Source organism: Deltaproteobacteria bacterium, from assembly GCA_016709225.1.
GTDB lineage: Bacteria > Myxococcota_A > Polyangia > Nannocystales > Nannocystaceae > Xiheibacterium > Xiheibacterium phototrophicum.
In genome coordinates this window covers 1,411,715-1,429,264 of sequence record JADJEE010000002.1, presented here as the reverse complement: position 1 = coordinate 1,429,264, position 17,550 = coordinate 1,411,715, and the positions used below count along the sequence as shown (strand labels likewise).

Here is a 17,550-nt window from a genome sequence, read left to right as displayed (position 1 = left end):
CCCCGTCGCTAGACGAGCGTCACTGGCGTGACCTCGAAGTTGGTCAACTCGTGCTTTGCAACCAGCGCGAGCAGACGCTCGCTGACCATGTAGTGGGTCGGCACCTCGTTGGGCCGCACGATGTCGGGCAGGCCCTTCAGCTTGGCCGCGACCAGCACCCAGGCCTTGCAGCCGTAGATGCCGCCGCTCGGGTAGCGCAGGAAGTCGGAGCTCGCCGCTGCGATGTCGACGGCGCCCAGCGGGTTGAGGAACACGTAGTCCTTGCTGTGGGTGCGCCCCTTGTGGTTGACGAGCGAGAACGGCAGGCGTTCGTGCTCGCCGAGGTCGAGCTCCTTCTCGAACAGGTCGACGACCTCGCGGTGGAGCATCAGCAGGCTCCGCGTGTTGCCGATCAGGCTGGGGAGCTTCACGCCGCGGAAGTCGCGGTCGAGGTTCACCTTCACCGAGAAGGGGTCGCGGGGGTACTCGTGCGCGACCGGCCGACCATCGGTGCACTTGAGCTCGCAACCATCGGCATCCTCGATGCGGCCGGCGAAGCAGTAGTCCGGGTCGGTGGTGACCACCGTGACGAGTCGTTGGTACTTCATTCGCGTCACACGCCGATCGAGGTCCCCACCTGGGAGGCGAACGAGTTGATGCTGATCTGGTCGTTGGTGCCGCACGCGGCGATCACGAGTGGTCGCAACGCGACCACCCCGGCGTGCAGCGCCATCGACAGCGCTTCGAGGGCGGCCTTGATGTCGACAGGATCGGGATTGGGATGGGTCTTGTCGCCCTTCTTCACCGCTTCGACCACGGCCTTGTACGGCGTCAGTGCAGCGTCGACCCCCGCCTTGACCTTCGCGCTGTAGCTGGGGTGGCTGTCGCCCGCAGGATGGGTCGGGAGCTGGATGCGACAGCCGACGTCGTACTCCTGTGGAAGGATCATCATGTTCTTCCAGAGGTTGACGTTGTACTGCTTCTCGAGCAGGCCTTGGACGATCATCTGTTCGACCACCGGGAATCCGCCGGTGGCGTCGATGATGCCGTTCTGCAGCTCGGCGTCCGCCAAGAGGTGGTGGGCGTTGTTCGACCACGGTGAGAACGCGGTGCGGAACGGCTGCCCCTGCACGACCTGGTAGGCGCGGCCGGCTTGGCTGGTCTGCACGGGTCCGGGTGCGCCCGTGAGCGCACGATTGCGCAGGTAGTTGGCCGCTGTCGCCGGCGCCGGCGACGAGAAGGCGGGCGAGACCGGGCCATACAGCGCGCGGTCGCTGCCGGTCGCGCGGTGGACCGCCTGCCAGCGATACGAGCAGGAGTCGCGTTGCTTGTAGTAGTACTCGTGCGCGCCGACGCACTGGCCGCCGTCGAAGGCCCCGACCGAGAGGTGGAGGTCTTCGTACGGCTTGTAGAACTCGTGATCTTTGCCGAATCGTCCGCCGCTCTGTGCCATGTCGATCAGCCTCCCTCGTTGCGACGCAGGAGCACGCCGCCGATCTCACCGGTCTCGCAGCTCGTGAACGCCGCGACATCGCGACGCCGCGCATAGCCACGCTGGAGGCTCCGCGCCGCGAGTGCGGTCGCGACCACGAACGCGACCGAGCCGGTGTCACCGATCTCCGATGCGTGGTGGTGCAGCTTCGCGGGCCCGAGACCCCGCGGCGCCAGCTCGACCAGCGCGTTGCCGTACTCGCGCGCGCGCCAGACCTCGCCGTTCAAGTCGTGGTGGACGTCGCCGGTGTCGTCGCTCAGCAGCGGGCGCATGACGTCGGCGAGGACGCGTCCCCGCGGGGCCGCGTCGGGATCGTCGATGTGCCCGTCTTGACCGGTGGTCACCTGGATGAGCTGGGCCCACGGCGGACGCTCGCGACGGCTACCGCGCCGCGACGGCTCGAGCAGGAGCGCGGCCGCGGCCTCACCGGGCATGAGCCCGACCGGGTTGAGGTCGCTCTTGAGGCGACCGACGCTACCGAGCCAGTCGAGCGCGAACGGGCAGGTGTAGCTGTCCACCGCGAGCACGATCACACGCTCGGCGCCGAGCGTGCCCAGCATCGCGGCATAGCCCTCGAGCACCAGCGCGAGCCCGATGCGATCGACGGTCTGCACGAGCACGCGTTCGGGCGCGAGCGTGTTCGGTAGCTGCCGCAGCAGCGGTGCGAGCAGGTGCTGGTGGATCGTCGCGGGCCGGCTGCGCTCGTCGTGGGCGAATCGCACCTCCTCGAGATCGGGCAGCAGCAGCTGCACGGCCGTGCTGGACCAGAAGCCGCGGTCCCGCGCGGGCGGGAGCTCGGCGTGCCGCACGAGGTCGTGGAATGCACGCGGCAGCAGCTGCAGCCAGCGCGCGACGCCGGTGAAGCCGTTGGTGATGGGCTCGACGGGGTGGCCGGTGAGCGGCACCTTCTTGGCGGCGGCGAGGTCGTACGACGACGAGCCGGCCAGCTCGGCGGGGCGCGACAGCCCGGCGCGGATTGCCGCGCATGCAGTCATCGCGTCGTGGCCGACCGCGGTGACCATGCCGATGCCTGTGACGTCGATCGCCAGCGGCGTCTGTCTCACGTCGAAGCCTCCTGTCCGAAGCCCGGAACGGTGCGCGCGAGTGCATCGAGCTGTCGCCGTGCCGGCATCTGCGGTCGGACCGGCGCCGCGATGCCCCATCGCACCATGAGCTCGTCGCAGAGCAGCTCGCGCAGCGACATCGGGATCTGCACGCTCGTGAGTGCCCACGCGGTGCTGTGGGCCGACGGCGCGTGGCCCATGCGACGACGTGGCGGCGACGCGGCGTGTTCGCGCAGCCACGAACGCCACGCGTCGCCGTCGCGGCACAACCGCATGCGTGCGCGGCTGTTCGCTGGTGCGTCGCCGTCGTCGTCGTCGTCGTCATCGTCCCCGACGCGGGGGAACACCACTTCCTCGCACGCCTCGAGCAGCGCCGCGCCGGTCGCCACCGCGAGGCCTCCCGCCGCCTCCGACGCGACCCCTGGCTCGGCCAGCAGCTCCGTGAGCAACCCGAGCGATCGTGGCGCGCCCGACAACCCGAGCGCCTGCACGTGCGCGGCGTCGGGGCTGCGCTCGCAGGCCGCCCAGACCCGCTCGTCGTCACCGTCGAGCCACAGGCGCACGACGGGGTCGGCCGAGTGTGCGACCGCGCGGGGCAGGTCATGGCCCCCGAGCTTGAGCAGGGCGATCGCAGCGGCGCGGTGCGTGCTCGGGTCGAGCGCAGCGAGGCACAGCTGATCGCCTGCCGCCGCATGACGCAGCTCCCCGAGCGCCGAGAGCCGCGCACACTCGGCGCGCAGCTCGACGCCGCGGGTCTGTGCGAGCGCTGCCCCGAGCTCGATGCGAGACAGCGTCGCGACGCCGGCGAGGATCTCGACCAGCGCCGGCTCGCGGACAAAGGGCTCGAGCGCCGGGGCCCAGTCGGCGCGCACCTCGAACCCCAGCGCGAGCGTGGCCGCCAGCGCCAGCTCGATCGCGTCATCGCCCGACGCGACGCGCGACCGCTCGGCGAGCGCCGCGAGGATCTCGGGGCGGTCGCGCCGGCATGCGACCCGAAGCGCGGCATGGAGCTCGCCGCGATCGCCTGAATCGATCGCTGCGGTGCAACGCACGGCGGCATCGTCGCCCGCGACCACGAGCGCGTCGAGGTGCGCCTCGAGGCGCTCCTCGAGATCGGCGACGTCCCGCAGCGACAGTGTCGGATCCTCGAGCCACTGCCCACGTTGATCGTAGAAGAACGACACCTCTTCGAGGTGCTCACGGTGCAGCGAGTCGTGCAGTCGCGATGGCCTGGACATCATCGGGGCCTACAGCGACTCGCCACAGATCATGCACTTGTGCTCGGTGCGCGCCATGAACGGCACCGACATCACTGGCCCCTGGATCAGCGGGAACGGCGGTGTGTTCTTGTCGTTGTGCAGCAGCATGTCGGTCGCTCGCACCACGCCGACGCCCTCCGCCTTCACGTCGAACGACGAGTTCACGAACTCCGCCTTGCCCTTGGTCTTGGCCGAGGCCACGCCGCCGATGTTGCCGGCCTCGTCGCCGGTACTCGTGCTGAAGTTCGAGTCCTTGGTGCAGATCGGATTGCCGTCGGCGTTGACCTTCTTCGCGCCCTTGTCGGCGTCGGAGGACTGCGCCACGTTGGGGTAGGGGATCGGCACCGGCGGAGCCGGTGGCGCCGGGGTGTTGCAGACGTCGGGGAAGCTCGGCGACACGCCGCCGCTGTCCTTGTGCACGACCGAGAGAAAGTTGGCTCCGACGCTGACAGGCATGGTTCGTGACTCCGGTTCTAGGGGCGAGGGGCGTTGGCGGCGGCCGCCGCAGGGCTGGCCGCCGCCCGCGGGAACGCCTTGGCGGCGGGTGAGCGCAGCTCGATGGCGCGCAGGTCGTTGGGCTCGACGCGCAGCGGCAGGCGGACCCGCCACAGCATGCTCAGTCGCATGGTCACGAGATCCACGATCACGGTGTCGAGCTTCGGTGCCTCTCGAACGTCCTCGTGGCCCATGACGCTGACGCGCAGCTCCGGTGGCGGAATCCCCGGCAACGCGAAGCTGATCCGCCCCGCTGCCACGAGCCCGACGGCGGTGACGAGCTCGTCACCGCGCAACGAAGGCACCACCAACCCCGGCGACCCGGCGTTGAAGAAACGGGGGTCGAAGTCCGCGGGCAGGCGCGGGCGGCGATTCTCTGCCCACGCGGCGTCGTAGGTGCCGGCGAGCTCCGCACGTGGCAGCCAGTGCGGTGACGTGAAGCCGAAGCCCGCGGGGGCCGGGTGATCCCCGTACGCGGAGATCGGCGCACCCGGGTCTTCGATGTTCGGCGCCGGGTCGCGATCGCGGAGGCGATTGTGCCGACCATGGAACCCACGGCCCGACGGGTTGCGGCGCTCGCAGCTGTGCAGGGACTCGTCCTGTGCGCTGCGATCCCAGCCGCCGAACGCCCGATCGTAGCTCACGGGGATCGACTCGAACGGCAGCGGCTTGGTCAATGCCGCGGTGCCGGCGGTGGCAACCCACGTCCGCTCGCCGAACACCCGCAGGCCCTTGCTCACCTGCCCGATGCGAACGCCGACGTCCATGACGCTCGTGCGGGTGTCGGGTGCCCAGGCGTGGGCGATGATGGCGATGTCGGTGGCGAGCTTGAACGGGGCGATCTCGGGCTCGTAGCGGTAGCTCGAGGTCTCGGGGTCGCCCCAGAACTCACCGGCCGCGAGCAACGGCGGCTGTTCCTCGGCGAGCGCGAGCACGCCGCGGGTGGGGATCTCGAAGGCGGCACGTATGACCACGGTGAGCGACGGCCGCGCCTGCTCGTCCTCGAGGAAGAGCGGCGTGACCTGCAGCGGCGTGTCGTTGTCCACTCGCGGGTGCGGCATATCGAGGTGCTCCCGACCGCGCGCTAGTTCAGCAAGATGGTGCCGCCGCGGATGCGGTTCACCGAGGTCGCGCGACTCAGCAGGTGCTCACCCCGGATCGCGATGCGTCCGTCGGCGGTCAGCACGATGCTGCTCTTGCCGCACCGCAGCGTCAGCTCCTCGTCGGCCGACAGCACCAGCTCGCGGGCGTCCAAGACCAGGCGAGCGGGCCGCGCGGGCGCCGAGGTCTCGGCGTCGGTCGGGGTGCTCAACAAGCCCGTGACGATCGGGCGCTGCGGATCGCCGTCCAGGAACATCACCGTGACGGTCCGACCCACCGCCGCGCGGTCGATCGCGACCGTGGACCCGACGCACGCGCTGGTGCGACCCTCGAAGGTGACCACCGGCCTGCCGGCGTCATCGAGCCCGGCCAGCTGTGCCAGCACGGTGTCGTGGCGCACACCGACCTCGGTGGGTTGCTGCACCGCGAGCGCACCGTCACCCCTGCTTCGATTCGCCATGGTGGTGCAGAGTATCTCACCACGAGCCGCCGCAGCCGGACTCGACGCCGGCCCGGGTCCCGCACCGCCGCCAAAGCCTCGTTTCCGCCGCTGCGGGCTCGCGGCCAGCGACCGCGGTCGGCGTGACCCGACCGCGGCCCCGAGGTGGCCGAGCGATCAGGACGCGATCAGCTGGTCGAGCACCGAGCGCGGCAGCGACGCGTCGCCGTGGTCGTCGATGTAGCTGCCGTCGCCCTTGCGAAGGCCGACCGCGCTGCCGATGGTGTTGAGCATCCGCGCGATGTTGATCTCGTCGGGCATCACCATGTACTGGCCCGTGCGTAGGAAGCCGCCGGCGCTGCCAGCCAACACGAACGGGATGTTGCGCGGCGAGTGACCGGGACCGTTGCCGTCGTCGTTGCACCACACCGAGACGCCGCAATCGATCAGCTTGGTACCGTCGGGCAGGTCGTACTCGGCAAGTCGATCGAGCAGGTAGGCGAAGACCCGGCCGAAGTGGCGATCGACGTAGTGATGCAGGAGGTCGGCGTTGGGGATGATGGCGCCGGTCGAGTCGTGCGACGCGCGGCGATGCGAGATGAAGTGGTAGTTCTCCATCAGGTCGCCGGTCTCGAGGTTGGCGTAGCGCGTCGAGCCGTCGTTGCCGCTGCCGATCTGCAGCGCCACCGAGCGGGTGTAGCCGCACGCGACCGCCAGCGCGGCGATGTGCATGTGGGCCTTGGCGGCCTCGACCACGGCGTTGCCGTCGTCGGAGTCGTAGCCCTGGCTCATGCCGTCGAGCATCGCCTGCTGCTCGGCGGTGAAGTTGCACGACAGCGAGTTCTCGAGGTCGCGGATGCTCTGGAAGTGCAGGTCGAGTCGATCGCGATCGGCCTTGCTGAGCTCGGGCCGTGCCATCAGCGTCTGCATCTGCCCACGCACGAGGTCGTTCACGCTCTTCTGGCGCGCCGCGAGGTCCTCGAACTGGGCCTCGTCGATGCCCATCATGCCCATGTAGACCTGCCGCGGATCGCTGATCGCAGCGCGGCGCTGCGCGGGACCGCGGTACGAGATGCACGGCCCGCCGAGCCAGCCGCCGGGGCTGCCGGCGTAGAGGAACAGCGAGTCGCGGCCACCTTCGTTGAGCTCGCGGCCGATGCGGTTGTCGAGCGACTCGCCGTTGGCTTCGGAGTCACCGCCGACGCCCTCGACCGTGGGACCCTGGCCGGTGAGCAGCTGCAGCGCGCCGCGGGCGTGGCCGTCGGCGTAGTTGAAGTCCTGCATGTTGATGCCACCGACGACCAGCAAGCGGTCGAGGTGGGCCGAGAGCTCGTCGACGGCGCGGCCGCCCACGGTCGCGTCGGTCAGCGGGCCTTCGGCGGTGGGCCAGAAGCGCTCCGGCTCGGCGCCGAGGTCGGTGTTCTGCGCGCAGCCGACCCCGCAGGCCTGCCGCAGGAAGATCGCGTAGGGCGGCACGATCTCGCCGGCCGCGAGGGCGCGGCGCGGCATGAAGGACTCCAGCACCGGCAACGCGATCGTGGCACCGCCGATGCCCTTGAGCACGTGACGACGAAGCATGGTCTTCATGGCAGCTCCTGTGTGGCGCGATTGCGGAACGCATTCGAGGCGACGATCTCGATCAGCAGCTCCTTGACCGCCATCTCGCCGCTCTGGGAGGCGGTGCCGATGCGGGTCGCGAAGGCCTCGTCCTCGGGTGCGAACGGACGGCCGAACGCGAACTCCAGCCAGTGCTCGGTGTAGCACTGGTGCACCGAGGGGCTGGTGGCGAGGGCGTCGGCGAGCTCGAGGCCGTTCTCGACGTGGACGGTCTGCTCGTCGAGCGTGACGTCGGTGGCGGCGTCGACCGGGCCGACGTCCTCGGTGCGCCATGCACCCTCGGCGTCGTAGTTCTCGAACGGGAAGCCGAACGGGTTGATGAGCGTCGAGTGGCAGCCGACGCACGAGCTGCCGGGCTGCTCGGTGTGCTCCGCGACCGTCTGCCGGTTCGAGCGACCCTCGGGCGGTGGCAGTGGCGGCACGCCGTTGGGCGGCGCCGCGATGTTCATGCACGCCAGCCGCTTCGCGACGAAGACCCCGCGGTGGATCGGATCGGGCGCAGCGGTCGAGGAGTTGGCGGCGAGGAACCCGACCTGGGTCAGGAAGCCCTTGCGCTGCTCCGCGTCGAGCGTGACCTTCTCGAACTCGGCGCCGAAGCCGGCGGGATCGAGGCCGTAGATGCGCGCGAGCTCGTCGTTGACGAAGGTCTCGCTCGAGGTCAGCAGGGCTGCGATGCCGCCGTCCTGGGCGAACACCACCTCTTCGATGAAGCGGTGGTTCTCCTCGAGCGCGAGCTCGCCGAGGTTGTCGGGCGCGTCGGGGTAGAACGCGGCCGCGGGCGCGGCGTTGAGGAACTTCTTGGTGTCGAAGGCCTGGTCGTGGAAGTGCTGCACCACCGGACGGGCGCGCGCGTCATCGAGCATGCGCAGTGCCTGTTCGCGCAGCGACGCGCCCTCGACCAGCACGTCGGCTGCGGCGGCGTCGAACAGGGTGTCGTCGGGCATCGAGTCCCACAGGAAGTACGACAGCCGCTGTGCGACCTCGTAGCTGCCGAGCGGGATGACGTTGCCGTCGGCCTCGGTCGCGGTCTCGATGCGGTAGAGGAAGTGGGGCGACTGCAGCACCGTCTCGAGCACCAGCCGGACGCCGGCGACGAAGGGGTCGACGCCGTCGTAGAGCGCCGCGGCGCCGTCGAAGGTCGTGAGCAGCTCGCTGCGCTCGGCGTCGGTCAGCGGGCGACGGTAGGCGCGGGGGGCCAGCTCGTCCACGAACGCGGCTGCGCGGGCGACCGGATCGCCGCCGTCGGGCGGCACGATGGCCGCGAGCAGCGTGGGGTCGCCGGTGACCTGCTCGGCGATCTGCACCGCGGCGCGCTGGTAGCTCTGCCACAGCGCCTGATCGACCTCGAGGGCGCTGGCGTTGTTGTCGAAGAGGAATCCGCCGATCGATGGATCGGTGCGGAAGTCCGACGACAGACCGGTGGGCTCGGGCAGGTAGAGCAGGTCCTGCACCGTGTTCTCCCACTGCGAGTGCGTGAGCCGGAACAGCCGCGTGGTCGGTGCCGGCAGCTCGTCCGCGGGGCCGCCGTCGTTGCCGTCGGTGTTGCCGCCCTCGCTGCCGTCGGTGCCTGCACCACTCGCGCTGCCGTCGGCACCCGCACTGCCCGCGCCACCCAGGCCCTGATAGCAGCCGGTGCTCGCGAGCAAGGCGGCGACGCTGCCGACTCGCCAGAGACTCGTATGTGAAAGTCGTCTCATTGGCCTTCTTGGACCCCCGCGCACGACGTTACGGGAGTCGACGAATTCGCGGAAGGGGTCCGCGCCAGCGATCTTCGCGACCGGCGTGACCGTTCGTGCACGACACCCACATCGAGGGGTTCGCAGGCGCGCCGATCGTGCGTCGCGATGCTCGGATCTGCGAGCGGATTCGAGGGGACGCGTCGAGCCTGTCGTGGCCCTCACCAACTCGACGGCGCCGGCGGAGGCCTGCAGCCCCCGATCGGTCGACGTGACCAATGGCAGCCTAGCGGCCCAGCGTGCGCACGATCTCCAGGGCACGCGAGACATGGGTGCCCGCGCGCAGCTGGGACTCGAAGGCCATGCGCACCACGCCCTCGCGGTCGATGACGTAGGTGACGCGGTTGCGCAGCAGGCCCAGCCAGTCCGGCACGCGGTACGCGGTGCGGAGCTCACCGCCGCGGTCGTGCAGCAGCGCGAACGGCAGCCGACGGTGCTCCGCGAACGCGCGGTGCGAAGCGTCGTCGTCGTCGCTCACGCCGACCACCACGGCGCCGGCGTCGACGAAGTCGACGAAGGAATCGCGGAATGCACATGCCTCCTTCACGCAGCCGGCGGTCTCGTCCTTCGGATAGAAGTACAGCACCGTGACGTGCGGCTGCGGGCCGCCGATGCGGACGTGCGTGCCGTCGTGGGCGATGCGATCGACGTGGGGGGCGCTCTGACCGGGCTCGATCATCGTGGGGGCTCCGTGGTGGGTTCGTTGGTGGCCAACAGGTGGGCCGCGATGCTGGCGTTGTCGCCGTGCGCGAGACCGGTGGCCTCGCGCACGCGGATCCAGTCGCGGGCCCACTCGGCCTGCGGCTCGAGGATGAGCTCGGCGTCGATGTCGGCGACGCCGCGGAAGTTCTTGGGGCACGTACGGACCTCGTGCGGGCGATCCGGGTGCCACAGCGGGATGCCGTACTTGCGGCACACCCGGGGTCGCAGCGCGTAGAGCCGGCAGCGCTGGTCGTCGTCGAGCAGCGGGCATGGCATGCGTTGGTCGCGTCGCCAGGCGGTCGCGCGCTCGCGGACCACCGCGCGCACGGCGGGGTCGAGCTGGGCCAGGCCTTCGCGCAGCAGCTCGCCCTCGAGCGACGAGACCTCGAAGCTCTGATGACAGCACTCGCCGCAGCCGGGGCCGCACTGCATGTCGGCGCGGTGGCGCGCCACCACCGGCGCCACACCCTCGTCGAGCACCCGCAGGTGCGCGAGCAGTGGCTCGCGTCGATCGGGTGCCATGCTCACCCGACGTGCACGAGCGGGTCGAGCAGCCACTTGGCCTCGACGGTGCCGGCGTCGACGCCCCCGACGATCGCGGCTGCGACCGCGGGCATCTCGGCGACCGGGTGCTCACCGCCCTGGTAGAAGAAGTGCTCGCCGCCGTGCTTGTCGTGCTCGAACCACGCGTCGAGATCGTCGACGCACAGGATGTGGCCGGCGCGCCAGCGCAGCAGGATGTTGTCGACGGTGATGTCGTCGGCGTAGCTGTCGTGGAGCTTGCCGATGCGGCGGGCCTCCTCGCCGAGCTCGTCGAGGCGGTTGCACACCACCGCCTCGAGCTCGCCGGTCGCGGCCAACGCGGTGAGCTCGTACTGCCCGCCCCAGTGGCGACCGTTGATGTAGACGTAGGGCGGCACCATCACGTCGGTGAGCCCGGCGAGCTGGCGCTTGGTCTGCGGCGGTTCGCGATCGAGGTCCATCACGCGCACGGTCACGTCGATGCCGTCGAACAGCGCGACGATTTCGTCGACCGCGTCGGCCTCGCGGGTGGTCGCGTAGATCACGACCAGCGCGTCCTCGAGCTTGAGGCCGTGCTCGGCCTTCGTGCGCACGCGCGCGAGCACCTCTTCACGGCCACGCTCGGCGGCCTGCGCCTGCGCCGGGCTGGGCTCGGTCGGCGTGGCCTCCTGCACCGGCGGATCCGCGGTCGGCGCGGCCTCGTCCCGCGCGCCCAGCCGCTCGAGCGCCGCGGCGATCGGCGCGGGCGCGACCTCGAGGACCTTGTCGCGCAGGCGTCGGCCCGCGTCGCGGACCTCGTCGGGCAGGGCCTCGTCGACCAGCGCGCGCGCGCGGCCCAGGAGGTTGCCAAGGGTGCTGCGACGGCCCTGGGACGCGGTGTCGGACATGCGGGGCGGAGCATAGCGAAGCCCGGCCCGTCGGGGCGAGCGCCGTTGCGGCCGCACACCGCGGCGTGCCTGGCTCGGGTCACGCCGCGGCCTGCTATGCGTCGGGCCGCGGTTTTGGCATGGTCGCGCTCGCCATGGCCGTCGACGACCGCACGATGTTCGAGATCTATCGCGAGACCGACTACAACCGTGCGTTCCATTCGATCTTCTATACCGACCTCGACGAGCACGAGCGCGAGCGCGAGATCGCCAAGGCCGCCAGCGGTGAGACGGTCTTCACCGGCTACATCCACGACGATCGCAAAGAGCTCGCGCGCGCCCGCATCGACGGCATCGTCGACGAACTCAACGGCACCGACGACGACGACGAGCGCATGGACGCCGCCGAGATCGCACGGCGACTCGCCGACGTGCTCGCGCCGGCACCGTGACCTCGAGCTCAGGGGTTCGGCAGCGGCGACACCGGTGGCGTCATGCCGCGCAGGAAGAACGCCATGAGCTCGTCGGCGACCCGCTCGGGATGCTCGAAGCTGCGCTCGCGCGCGCGCACGCCGGGGTCCTCGCCGTGGGCCTCGAGCATGTGCACGAGCGCCAGTCGCAGGCCGCCCAAGGCGGTCACCGCGACCAGGTGCACGTCGCACTCGCGCACCAGTCGGAGCCCCTGGCCGACGCGCAGCGCGTCCTCGATCAGCTGTAGCGCCTGATCGAAGAAAAGGTTCACGCGTGCGCGGCTCTCCTCGTCGAAGCTGGTCGGATCCCGCAAGATGATGCTGGCCAGGTCGTCGTGGCCGACGACCGTCAACACGATGCGGCGGAAGTTCGCGCGCAGCTGCTCGAGCGGCGCGTCGGCGCCGGGCTCGAGCGAGATGCGGCGGACCTGGGTGCGGATGAGCCGCAGGAACTCGTCCACCAGCACCGCGAAGATCTCCTGCTTGCTGGTGAAGTAGAGATAGAAGGTGCCGCGTGCGATGCGGGCCTCGTCGATGATGTCGTGCACCGACGCCTGGTGATAGCCCTTGTCGCGGAAGACCCGCTGTGCCGCCTGCAGGATCGCCTCGCGTCGCTCGTTGCGACGTCGCTCGGCCCGCAGCGCGCGGCCGTCGGCGGGCTCGCCGTCGTGCGACTCCACCTCCGCGGCTGCGGTCGGGGCCAGCAAGGCGTCGTCGTCGTCGGTGCGGCTGCGGGCCATCGGTTGCCGCGGAGCATGACGACGACGCGGGCGGGCGGGGCGACCTCGATGGGCCAGCGTGCCGTTGGAAACCTCACGGGTGGGGTGCCGCTGGTGGCGGCGGGCCGACCGTGATACGTGCGGCGGCAACCATGGCGCTTTCGGTCGGGATCGTAGGACTTCCCAACGTCGGCAAGTCGACGCTCTTCAACGCCCTCTCGAGCGCTGGCGCCGAGGCGGCGAACTATCCCTTTTGCACGATCGATCCCAACGTCGGCGTGGTGCCGGTGCCGGATCCGCGGCAGGACGCGCTGGTCAAGCTCTACGAGACGCTGTCGGTGGTGCCCACCGCGATGCAGTTCGTCGACATCGCGGGCCTCGTGCGCGGCGCCAGCAAGGGCGAGGGGCTCGGCAACCAGTTCCTCACGCACATCCGCGAGGTCGATGCGATCTGCCATGTGGTGCGCTGCTTCGAGGACGACAACATCGTCCACGTCGACGGTCGCGTCGACCCGGTCGCCGACATGGAGACCATCGACACCGAGCTGATGCTGCGCGACCTGCAGTCGGTCGAGGCCCGTCGCGATCGCGCGCGCAAGCAGGCCAAGGGCGGCGACCCCGAGGAGAAGCTCGCGCTCGAGGTCACCGAGCGGGTCTACGACGCGCTCGAGCAGGGCACGCCGGTGCGCGCGCAGTCACTGACGGTGGAGCAACGCGCCGTGCTGGCGCCGCTGTGCCTGCTCACGGAGAAGCCGGTGCTGTACGTGGCGAACGTCGCCGAGGGCGAGGTCACCCGCGATCTCGAGCTGCCCGCGGTGCAGCCGGTGATCGCCCGCGCCAAGGCCGAAGGCGCCGAGGTGGTGGTCATCTCGGCGGCCATCGAGGCCGAGATCGCCACGCTGGATGCGGTCGATCAGGCGGAGTTCCTGCAGGGTGTCGGGCTCGCGGAGCCGGGGTTGCACCGCCTCATCCGCAAGGCCTACGCCCTGCTCGACCTGGTCACGTTCTTCACTGCCGGCAAGCAGGAGGTGCGGGCGTGGACCATCCGGCGCGGCACCGCAGCGCCGCAGGCGGCCGGCAAGATCCACACCGACTTCGAGCGCGGCTTCATCCGCGCCGAGGTCATGCGCTGGAGCGACCTTGTCGAGCTGGGCAGCGAACACGCCGTCAAGCAGAAGGGCCTGCTGCGGCTCGAGGGCAAGGAGTACATCGTGCAGGACGGCGACGTCGTGCACTTTCGCTTCAACGTTTGAACTCGTCGAGGGCCGCCGACACGTTGGCCAGGCCCTCTTCGAGCAGCGCCACCGGCGAACCGAACGACAGCCGCACGAACCCGGGGGTCTCGAACATCGTGCCCGGCACCAGCTGGGTCTCGAAGCGCTGCCGCAGGTGCTCGCAGAACGGCACGTCCTGCATGAAGCTCGGCAGCTTGAGCAGGCCGGTGATGCCGGCGGCCGGCGGGACCCACGACACCCGGTTCTCGTTGGCCAGCCACGCCTCGACCACGGCCCGGCCGCGCGCGGCGATGGCGTGGGCCCGGGCGGCCAGCTCGGGCCCGCGATCGAGCGCCCGGGCGGCCAGCCGTGCGGTCGCCACCGGGGGTGTGACGTGCAGATAGTCCGAGGCGGCCCGGATGGCCCGCGCCGCGTCCGGGTCGGGCGTCACGATCCAACCCGCGCGCAGGGCCGAGAGCCCGAAGCACTTCGTGGTCGAGCTCCAGCTCACGGTGTTCTTCGCGACGCGGGCGGCCGGTAGCACCGCGCCGTCGTCGTTGGGCCACATGTGATCGAGGTAGACCTCGTCGACCAACACCATCGCGCCCACGCGCGAGGCCAACTCGGCGACCGCGTGGAGGGTCTTGGCGTCGATGACGGTGCCGCTGGGATTGTGCAGGTTCGACAACACCACGGCGCGCGTCCGCGGGGTCAGCAGCTGCGCGAGGCGATCGGGCACCACCGCCCAGCCTTCGTCGTACTTGCGCTCGAGCCGGGAGACCATGGCGCCGAAGATCTCGGGCGCGCGCCGCAGCGCTTCGTAGGTCGGGCGCTCGACGACGACGTGATCACCGGCGCGCACCAACGCGATCAAGACGTGGGTGATCGCGGTGCTCGCCGCGAGCGTGACCGCGACGCACGAGGGGTCGCAGTCGTAGCGACGGGCGACCGCGTCGCCGAGCTCGCGGTGGGCGGCGTCGCCCTCCTCGCGACGACACAGGCGCGCGACCTCGAGGCCCTCGTCCCATGCCGCCGCGGCAGCATCGGCCGGTGGCTCGCTCGGGTCGAAGAGATCCGACACCCCGCTGGCGGTGAGATCGAAGCGGGCCCCCAACGGCACCGACTTCGCCCACGCCATGTACTCGAAGCTGCGCAGGGGCGCCTTCACGGACGGCGGATGGTTCCAGATCCCCGTCATGGTCGCAAGCCCCGGCGCAGGTGCATCGTTCGAGGCGTGCGTTGCGAGCGCGAGGCACCCACACACCGCCGTCCCATCGGCCCCACGTGCTCGATGCGTCACGCCGCGAAGTCATCGAGCGGTGATCGCGATGGATCCTCGTCGGCGCTCCAGCCCGCGTCGGGGTCGGCCGACCACGGGGGATCGCCTGCGATGATTGCGGTGTCCTCGGCGGCGTCCGCCTCCTGCGCAGCGTCGCGTGAGGCATCGACGTCGGCAGCGACGTGGTCGTCGTCATCGTGATCGTCGTCGTCGTCGTTGACGTGGGTCTCGGCTGCGTCCGTGGTGGGCTCGGCCTCGTCGGTGTGCGGGGGCCTGCGCCGCTGCAGCCACCCACGCGAGTGCGCGAACGCGATGCCCAGGCCGAGCAAGGCGCTGCCGACGACGCCGCCGAGGATGTAGAGCGGTCGTCGACGCGCGGCGTGGATCTGCTCGCGGCGCGCATCGAGCTCGAAGTCTTCCGCGACGACCTCACCGCGCTCGAGCACCGGCTCGAGCGCATCCCATGCGCCGGCCTCGAACAACCGCGCGAACTCGCCGTCGAGCAGCTCGACGTAGCGCGCACGGATCGCGGGGGCCGCGAGCTCGGGGTCGTGGCGTGCGAGCTCGTCGAGCGCCGCCATCGGGTCGCCGCGCAGCGCCAACGCATCGGCGCGGGTCAGTGCGCACGCCTCCAGTGCGGCGCCGTGTTGCGCGCCGAGCGGGAGCTCGCCGAGCTGCCGCAGCGTGGCCCGGGCCTCGCCGGGCGCGTCGAACTCCGCGTCGCGTGCGGCCGCGACGTGCTGCGCGATGACGTCGGCGGCCAACGCCTCGAGCCGCGCCGGCGCGAGCTCGCCGAGCTGACGCGCGGCCTTCACCTGCACCCGCAGCGTCGCGCGGGCCACCGGCTTTCCCGGCTCGCCCGGCCGCAGCCGCGAGATCAGCTCGGCGATGCGTCGCTCCTGGGAGCGCTCGTCGTGGGCGCGCACGGCCACCAGCAGCGTCGCGACGTCGGGGTGGGTCTGCTCCGACGGCACCTCGATGCCGAGCGATCGGCATGCCGCGGCGAGGTCACCCGCGTGGCCCTCGGGCAGCGCGGCCAGCAGTCGCCAGACCACCACGCGCTCGTCGAGCCCGGCGTCGAGGTCGTCGAATCGGCGCAGCAACACCGGCAGCATCAGGCCGCCGTTGCGCTGCATCGCGAGCACGCCGACGTCCTCGATCTCGCCGGGGTGCTCGATCAACCAGTCGAGCAGCGGCTCGACCGCAGGTGCATAGGCCATCTCGATGTAGAACCGCATCAACTCGCGTTGGACCTCGACGCGCTCGGCCGCCGCGCCGAGCAAGCGCGCGACTTGGGTGGTGTCGAGCGGATCGAGTAGTCGTGTCGCTTGCACCTGCAGCGGTGCGCGACGCACGTTGCCGCGGGGACCGTTCGGGAAGTCGAGCGGATCGGCGGCCAGGCGCACCACACGATCGAGTGCGAGCGTTCGCAGTCGTCGCAGCGACGCTTCCCACGACAGCGCCGAGTCCGAGCGCGACTGCAGGCGACGAAAGCCATGCACCGAGATGCCCAGCGTGCCCTCCTCGGCGGCGGCGCCGTCGTACGAAACCTGCGCCGACGCCAGCAGCAGGCTCATCGGGCGCTGCAGCACCAGCAGTCGCTCGAGGTCGTCGGGGCGCAGGCACAGGTAGGCCAGCGCGGTGAGGGCGTTGAGTCGCTGGTAGTCGCCGAAGCCCGGGGGCGCCCGCAGCTCGGTCACGCGGCGACCGACGGCGTCCATGATGCGCGCGCGCGCAGCATCGTCGAAGGGCGCGGCGTTGTCGTTGGCCTGCTGCGAGGCCCACACCGCCAGCGCCGCGAGGTCGGAGGGGCCGCCGTGCTCGAGCAGGTACATCACGTCGCGCTCACTGGGCGCGACCAGCACGTAGCCGGAGACCGCGGCCAGGTAGGTGAATGCGCCGTGTCGCGGCAGCGGCAGCTCGTCGAGCTGTTCGTCCTGCGTGAAGCTCCGCGGGGTGTCGCGCGGAAGCAGCGTCTCGCCGTCGGACATCGTCAGCACCGCGGCCGGGTAGGGCAGCTTGCGCTCGACCATCGCGGTGTCGAGGTGCAAGGGCGGCGTGTGCAGGCGCGACCACACGAAGTCGAGCTGCGCGGCCGTGAGGATCGCGAGGCCGACTTCGAGCTCGCCGATCTGCGCGTCGAGGTCGTGGCTGACCTCGATGGCGGCGGCGAGTCGCACGTCGGCGCTCTCGCGGACCTCGCCGGGCAAGAGATCGATGTCGACGCGGACCTCGATGCGCTCGAGGTTCAGCGCGTGCTCGAGCACCTGGCCCTCGATCGGCCGCCCCGCGGGCGCGACCGCGCGCGTCGTCGCGTGCCCGTCCTGAAAGCCGTCGGGGTCGTGGGCGCCGTCGTCGTCGTCGTCGTGCGCTTGCGGCTCGTGGCCCTGCGCGTCGTCGCCGTCGTGCCCGCGTCCGTCGCCGGTGTCACCCCCATGGCCGGGCTCGTCCGCGCGCGGTTCGGTGTCACCTTCGCCGTCGTCGGCGAGCTCACCCTCGCCGTGCGCATCGCCGCCGTGGTGCTCCGGCGCCGTGGCGACGGCCCACACGAGGGCCAGCAGCAACGCACTCGGCATCCGCCCGGCAGCATCGGCCG

At 70.9% G+C, this 17,550-nt stretch carries 17 protein-coding genes; 2 read left to right on the top strand and 15 right to left on the bottom strand.

Features of this window, described 5'->3' with window-relative positions; translation table 11 throughout:
• Positions 1–8: 8 nt before the first annotated feature.
• The 12 genes from IPH07_20175 to IPH07_20120 form a co-directional block, all read right to left on the bottom strand.
• Positions 9–587, bottom strand: a complete 579-nt coding sequence (locus tag IPH07_20175; GenBank protein MBK6919723.1) for a hypothetical protein — start codon at positions 585–587, stop codon at positions 9–11.
• 5 nt (positions 588–592) lie between these two features.
• Complete coding sequence (locus IPH07_20170) at positions 593–1,432, bottom strand: hypothetical protein (protein MBK6919722.1); 840 nt, start codon at positions 1,430–1,432, stop codon at positions 593–595.
• A gap of 5 nt (positions 1,433–1,437) precedes the next feature.
• On the bottom strand, positions 1,438–2,535 hold the full coding sequence (locus tag IPH07_20165) for a hypothetical protein (protein MBK6919721.1): 1,098 nt from the start codon (positions 2,533–2,535) through the stop codon (positions 1,438–1,440).
• Complete coding sequence (locus IPH07_20160) at positions 2,532–3,773, bottom strand: hypothetical protein (protein ID MBK6919720.1); 1,242 nt, start codon at positions 3,771–3,773, stop codon at positions 2,532–2,534. The genes IPH07_20165 and IPH07_20160 overlap by 4 nt, the downstream gene beginning before the upstream one ends.
• 9 nt (positions 3,774–3,782) lie before the next feature.
• Positions 3,783–4,250 (bottom strand): DUF4150 domain-containing protein, encoded by a 468-nt coding sequence (locus IPH07_20155; protein ID MBK6919719.1) that lies wholly within the window; start codon positions 4,248–4,250, stop codon positions 3,783–3,785.
• Between the two features lie 17 nt (positions 4,251–4,267).
• Positions 4,268–5,335, bottom strand: coding sequence for a DUF2169 domain-containing protein (locus tag IPH07_20150; GenBank protein MBK6919718.1), 1,068 nt, complete (start codon positions 5,333–5,335; stop codon positions 4,268–4,270).
• Positions 5,336–5,373: 38 nt separating this feature from the next.
• A complete protein-coding gene (locus IPH07_20145; protein ID MBK6919717.1) occupies positions 5,374–5,850 on the bottom strand; it encodes a hypothetical protein in 477 nt (158 codons plus the stop codon).
• A 156-nt stretch (positions 5,851–6,006) separates the two neighbouring features.
• Positions 6,007–7,416: a DUF1552 domain-containing protein gene (locus tag IPH07_20140; protein ID MBK6919716.1), complete on the bottom strand. Its 1,410-nt coding sequence runs from the start codon at positions 7,414–7,416 to the stop codon at positions 6,007–6,009.
• Entirely contained in the window at positions 7,413–8,933 is a 1,521-nt protein-coding gene (locus IPH07_20135) for a DUF1592 domain-containing protein (protein ID MBK6919715.1), read from the bottom strand. The genes IPH07_20140 and IPH07_20135 overlap by 4 nt, the downstream gene beginning before the upstream one ends.
• Positions 8,934–9,408: 475 nt before the next feature.
• Positions 9,409–9,861: a redoxin domain-containing protein gene (locus tag IPH07_20130; protein MBK6919714.1), complete on the bottom strand. Its 453-nt coding sequence runs from the start codon at positions 9,859–9,861 to the stop codon at positions 9,409–9,411.
• On the bottom strand, positions 9,858–10,406 hold the full coding sequence (locus tag IPH07_20125; protein MBK6919713.1) for a YkgJ family cysteine cluster protein: 549 nt from the start codon (positions 10,404–10,406) through the stop codon (positions 9,858–9,860). The genes IPH07_20130 and IPH07_20125 overlap by 4 nt, the downstream gene beginning before the upstream one ends.
• 2 nt (positions 10,407–10,408) lie before the next feature.
• A complete protein-coding gene (locus IPH07_20120) occupies positions 10,409–11,293 on the bottom strand; it encodes a hypothetical protein (GenBank protein ID MBK6919712.1) in 885 nt (294 codons plus the stop codon).
• 134 nt (positions 11,294–11,427) lie between these two features.
• Here IPH07_20120 and IPH07_20115 point away from each other — a divergent pair, with 134 nt between their 5' ends.
• Entirely contained in the window at positions 11,428–11,724 is a 297-nt protein-coding gene (locus tag IPH07_20115; protein MBK6919711.1) for a hypothetical protein, read from the top strand.
• A gap of 8 nt (positions 11,725–11,732) precedes the next feature.
• On the opposite strand, the gene IPH07_20110 is transcribed toward IPH07_20115, so the two are convergent.
• Complete coding sequence (locus IPH07_20110; GenBank protein MBK6919710.1) at positions 11,733–12,482, bottom strand: helix-turn-helix transcriptional regulator; 750 nt, start codon at positions 12,480–12,482, stop codon at positions 11,733–11,735.
• A gap of 131 nt (positions 12,483–12,613) precedes the next feature.
• Between IPH07_20110 and ychF the strand changes: the two genes are divergently transcribed.
• Positions 12,614–13,714, top strand: coding sequence for a redox-regulated ATPase YchF (ychF, locus tag IPH07_20105; GenBank protein ID MBK6919709.1), 1,101 nt, complete (start codon positions 12,614–12,616; stop codon positions 13,712–13,714).
• Here ychF and IPH07_20100 read toward each other — a convergent pair.
• Entirely contained in the window at positions 13,704–14,843 is a 1,140-nt protein-coding gene (locus tag IPH07_20100; GenBank protein ID MBK6919708.1) for an aminotransferase class I/II-fold pyridoxal phosphate-dependent enzyme, read from the bottom strand. The two genes, ychF and IPH07_20100, sit on opposite strands and share 11 nt — an antisense overlap.
• A gap of 128 nt (positions 14,844–14,971) precedes the next feature.
• On the bottom strand, positions 14,972–17,530 hold the full coding sequence (locus IPH07_20095; GenBank protein MBK6919707.1) for a hypothetical protein: 2,559 nt from the start codon (positions 17,528–17,530) through the stop codon (positions 14,972–14,974).
• Between the last annotated feature and the right edge of the window lie 20 nt (positions 17,531–17,550).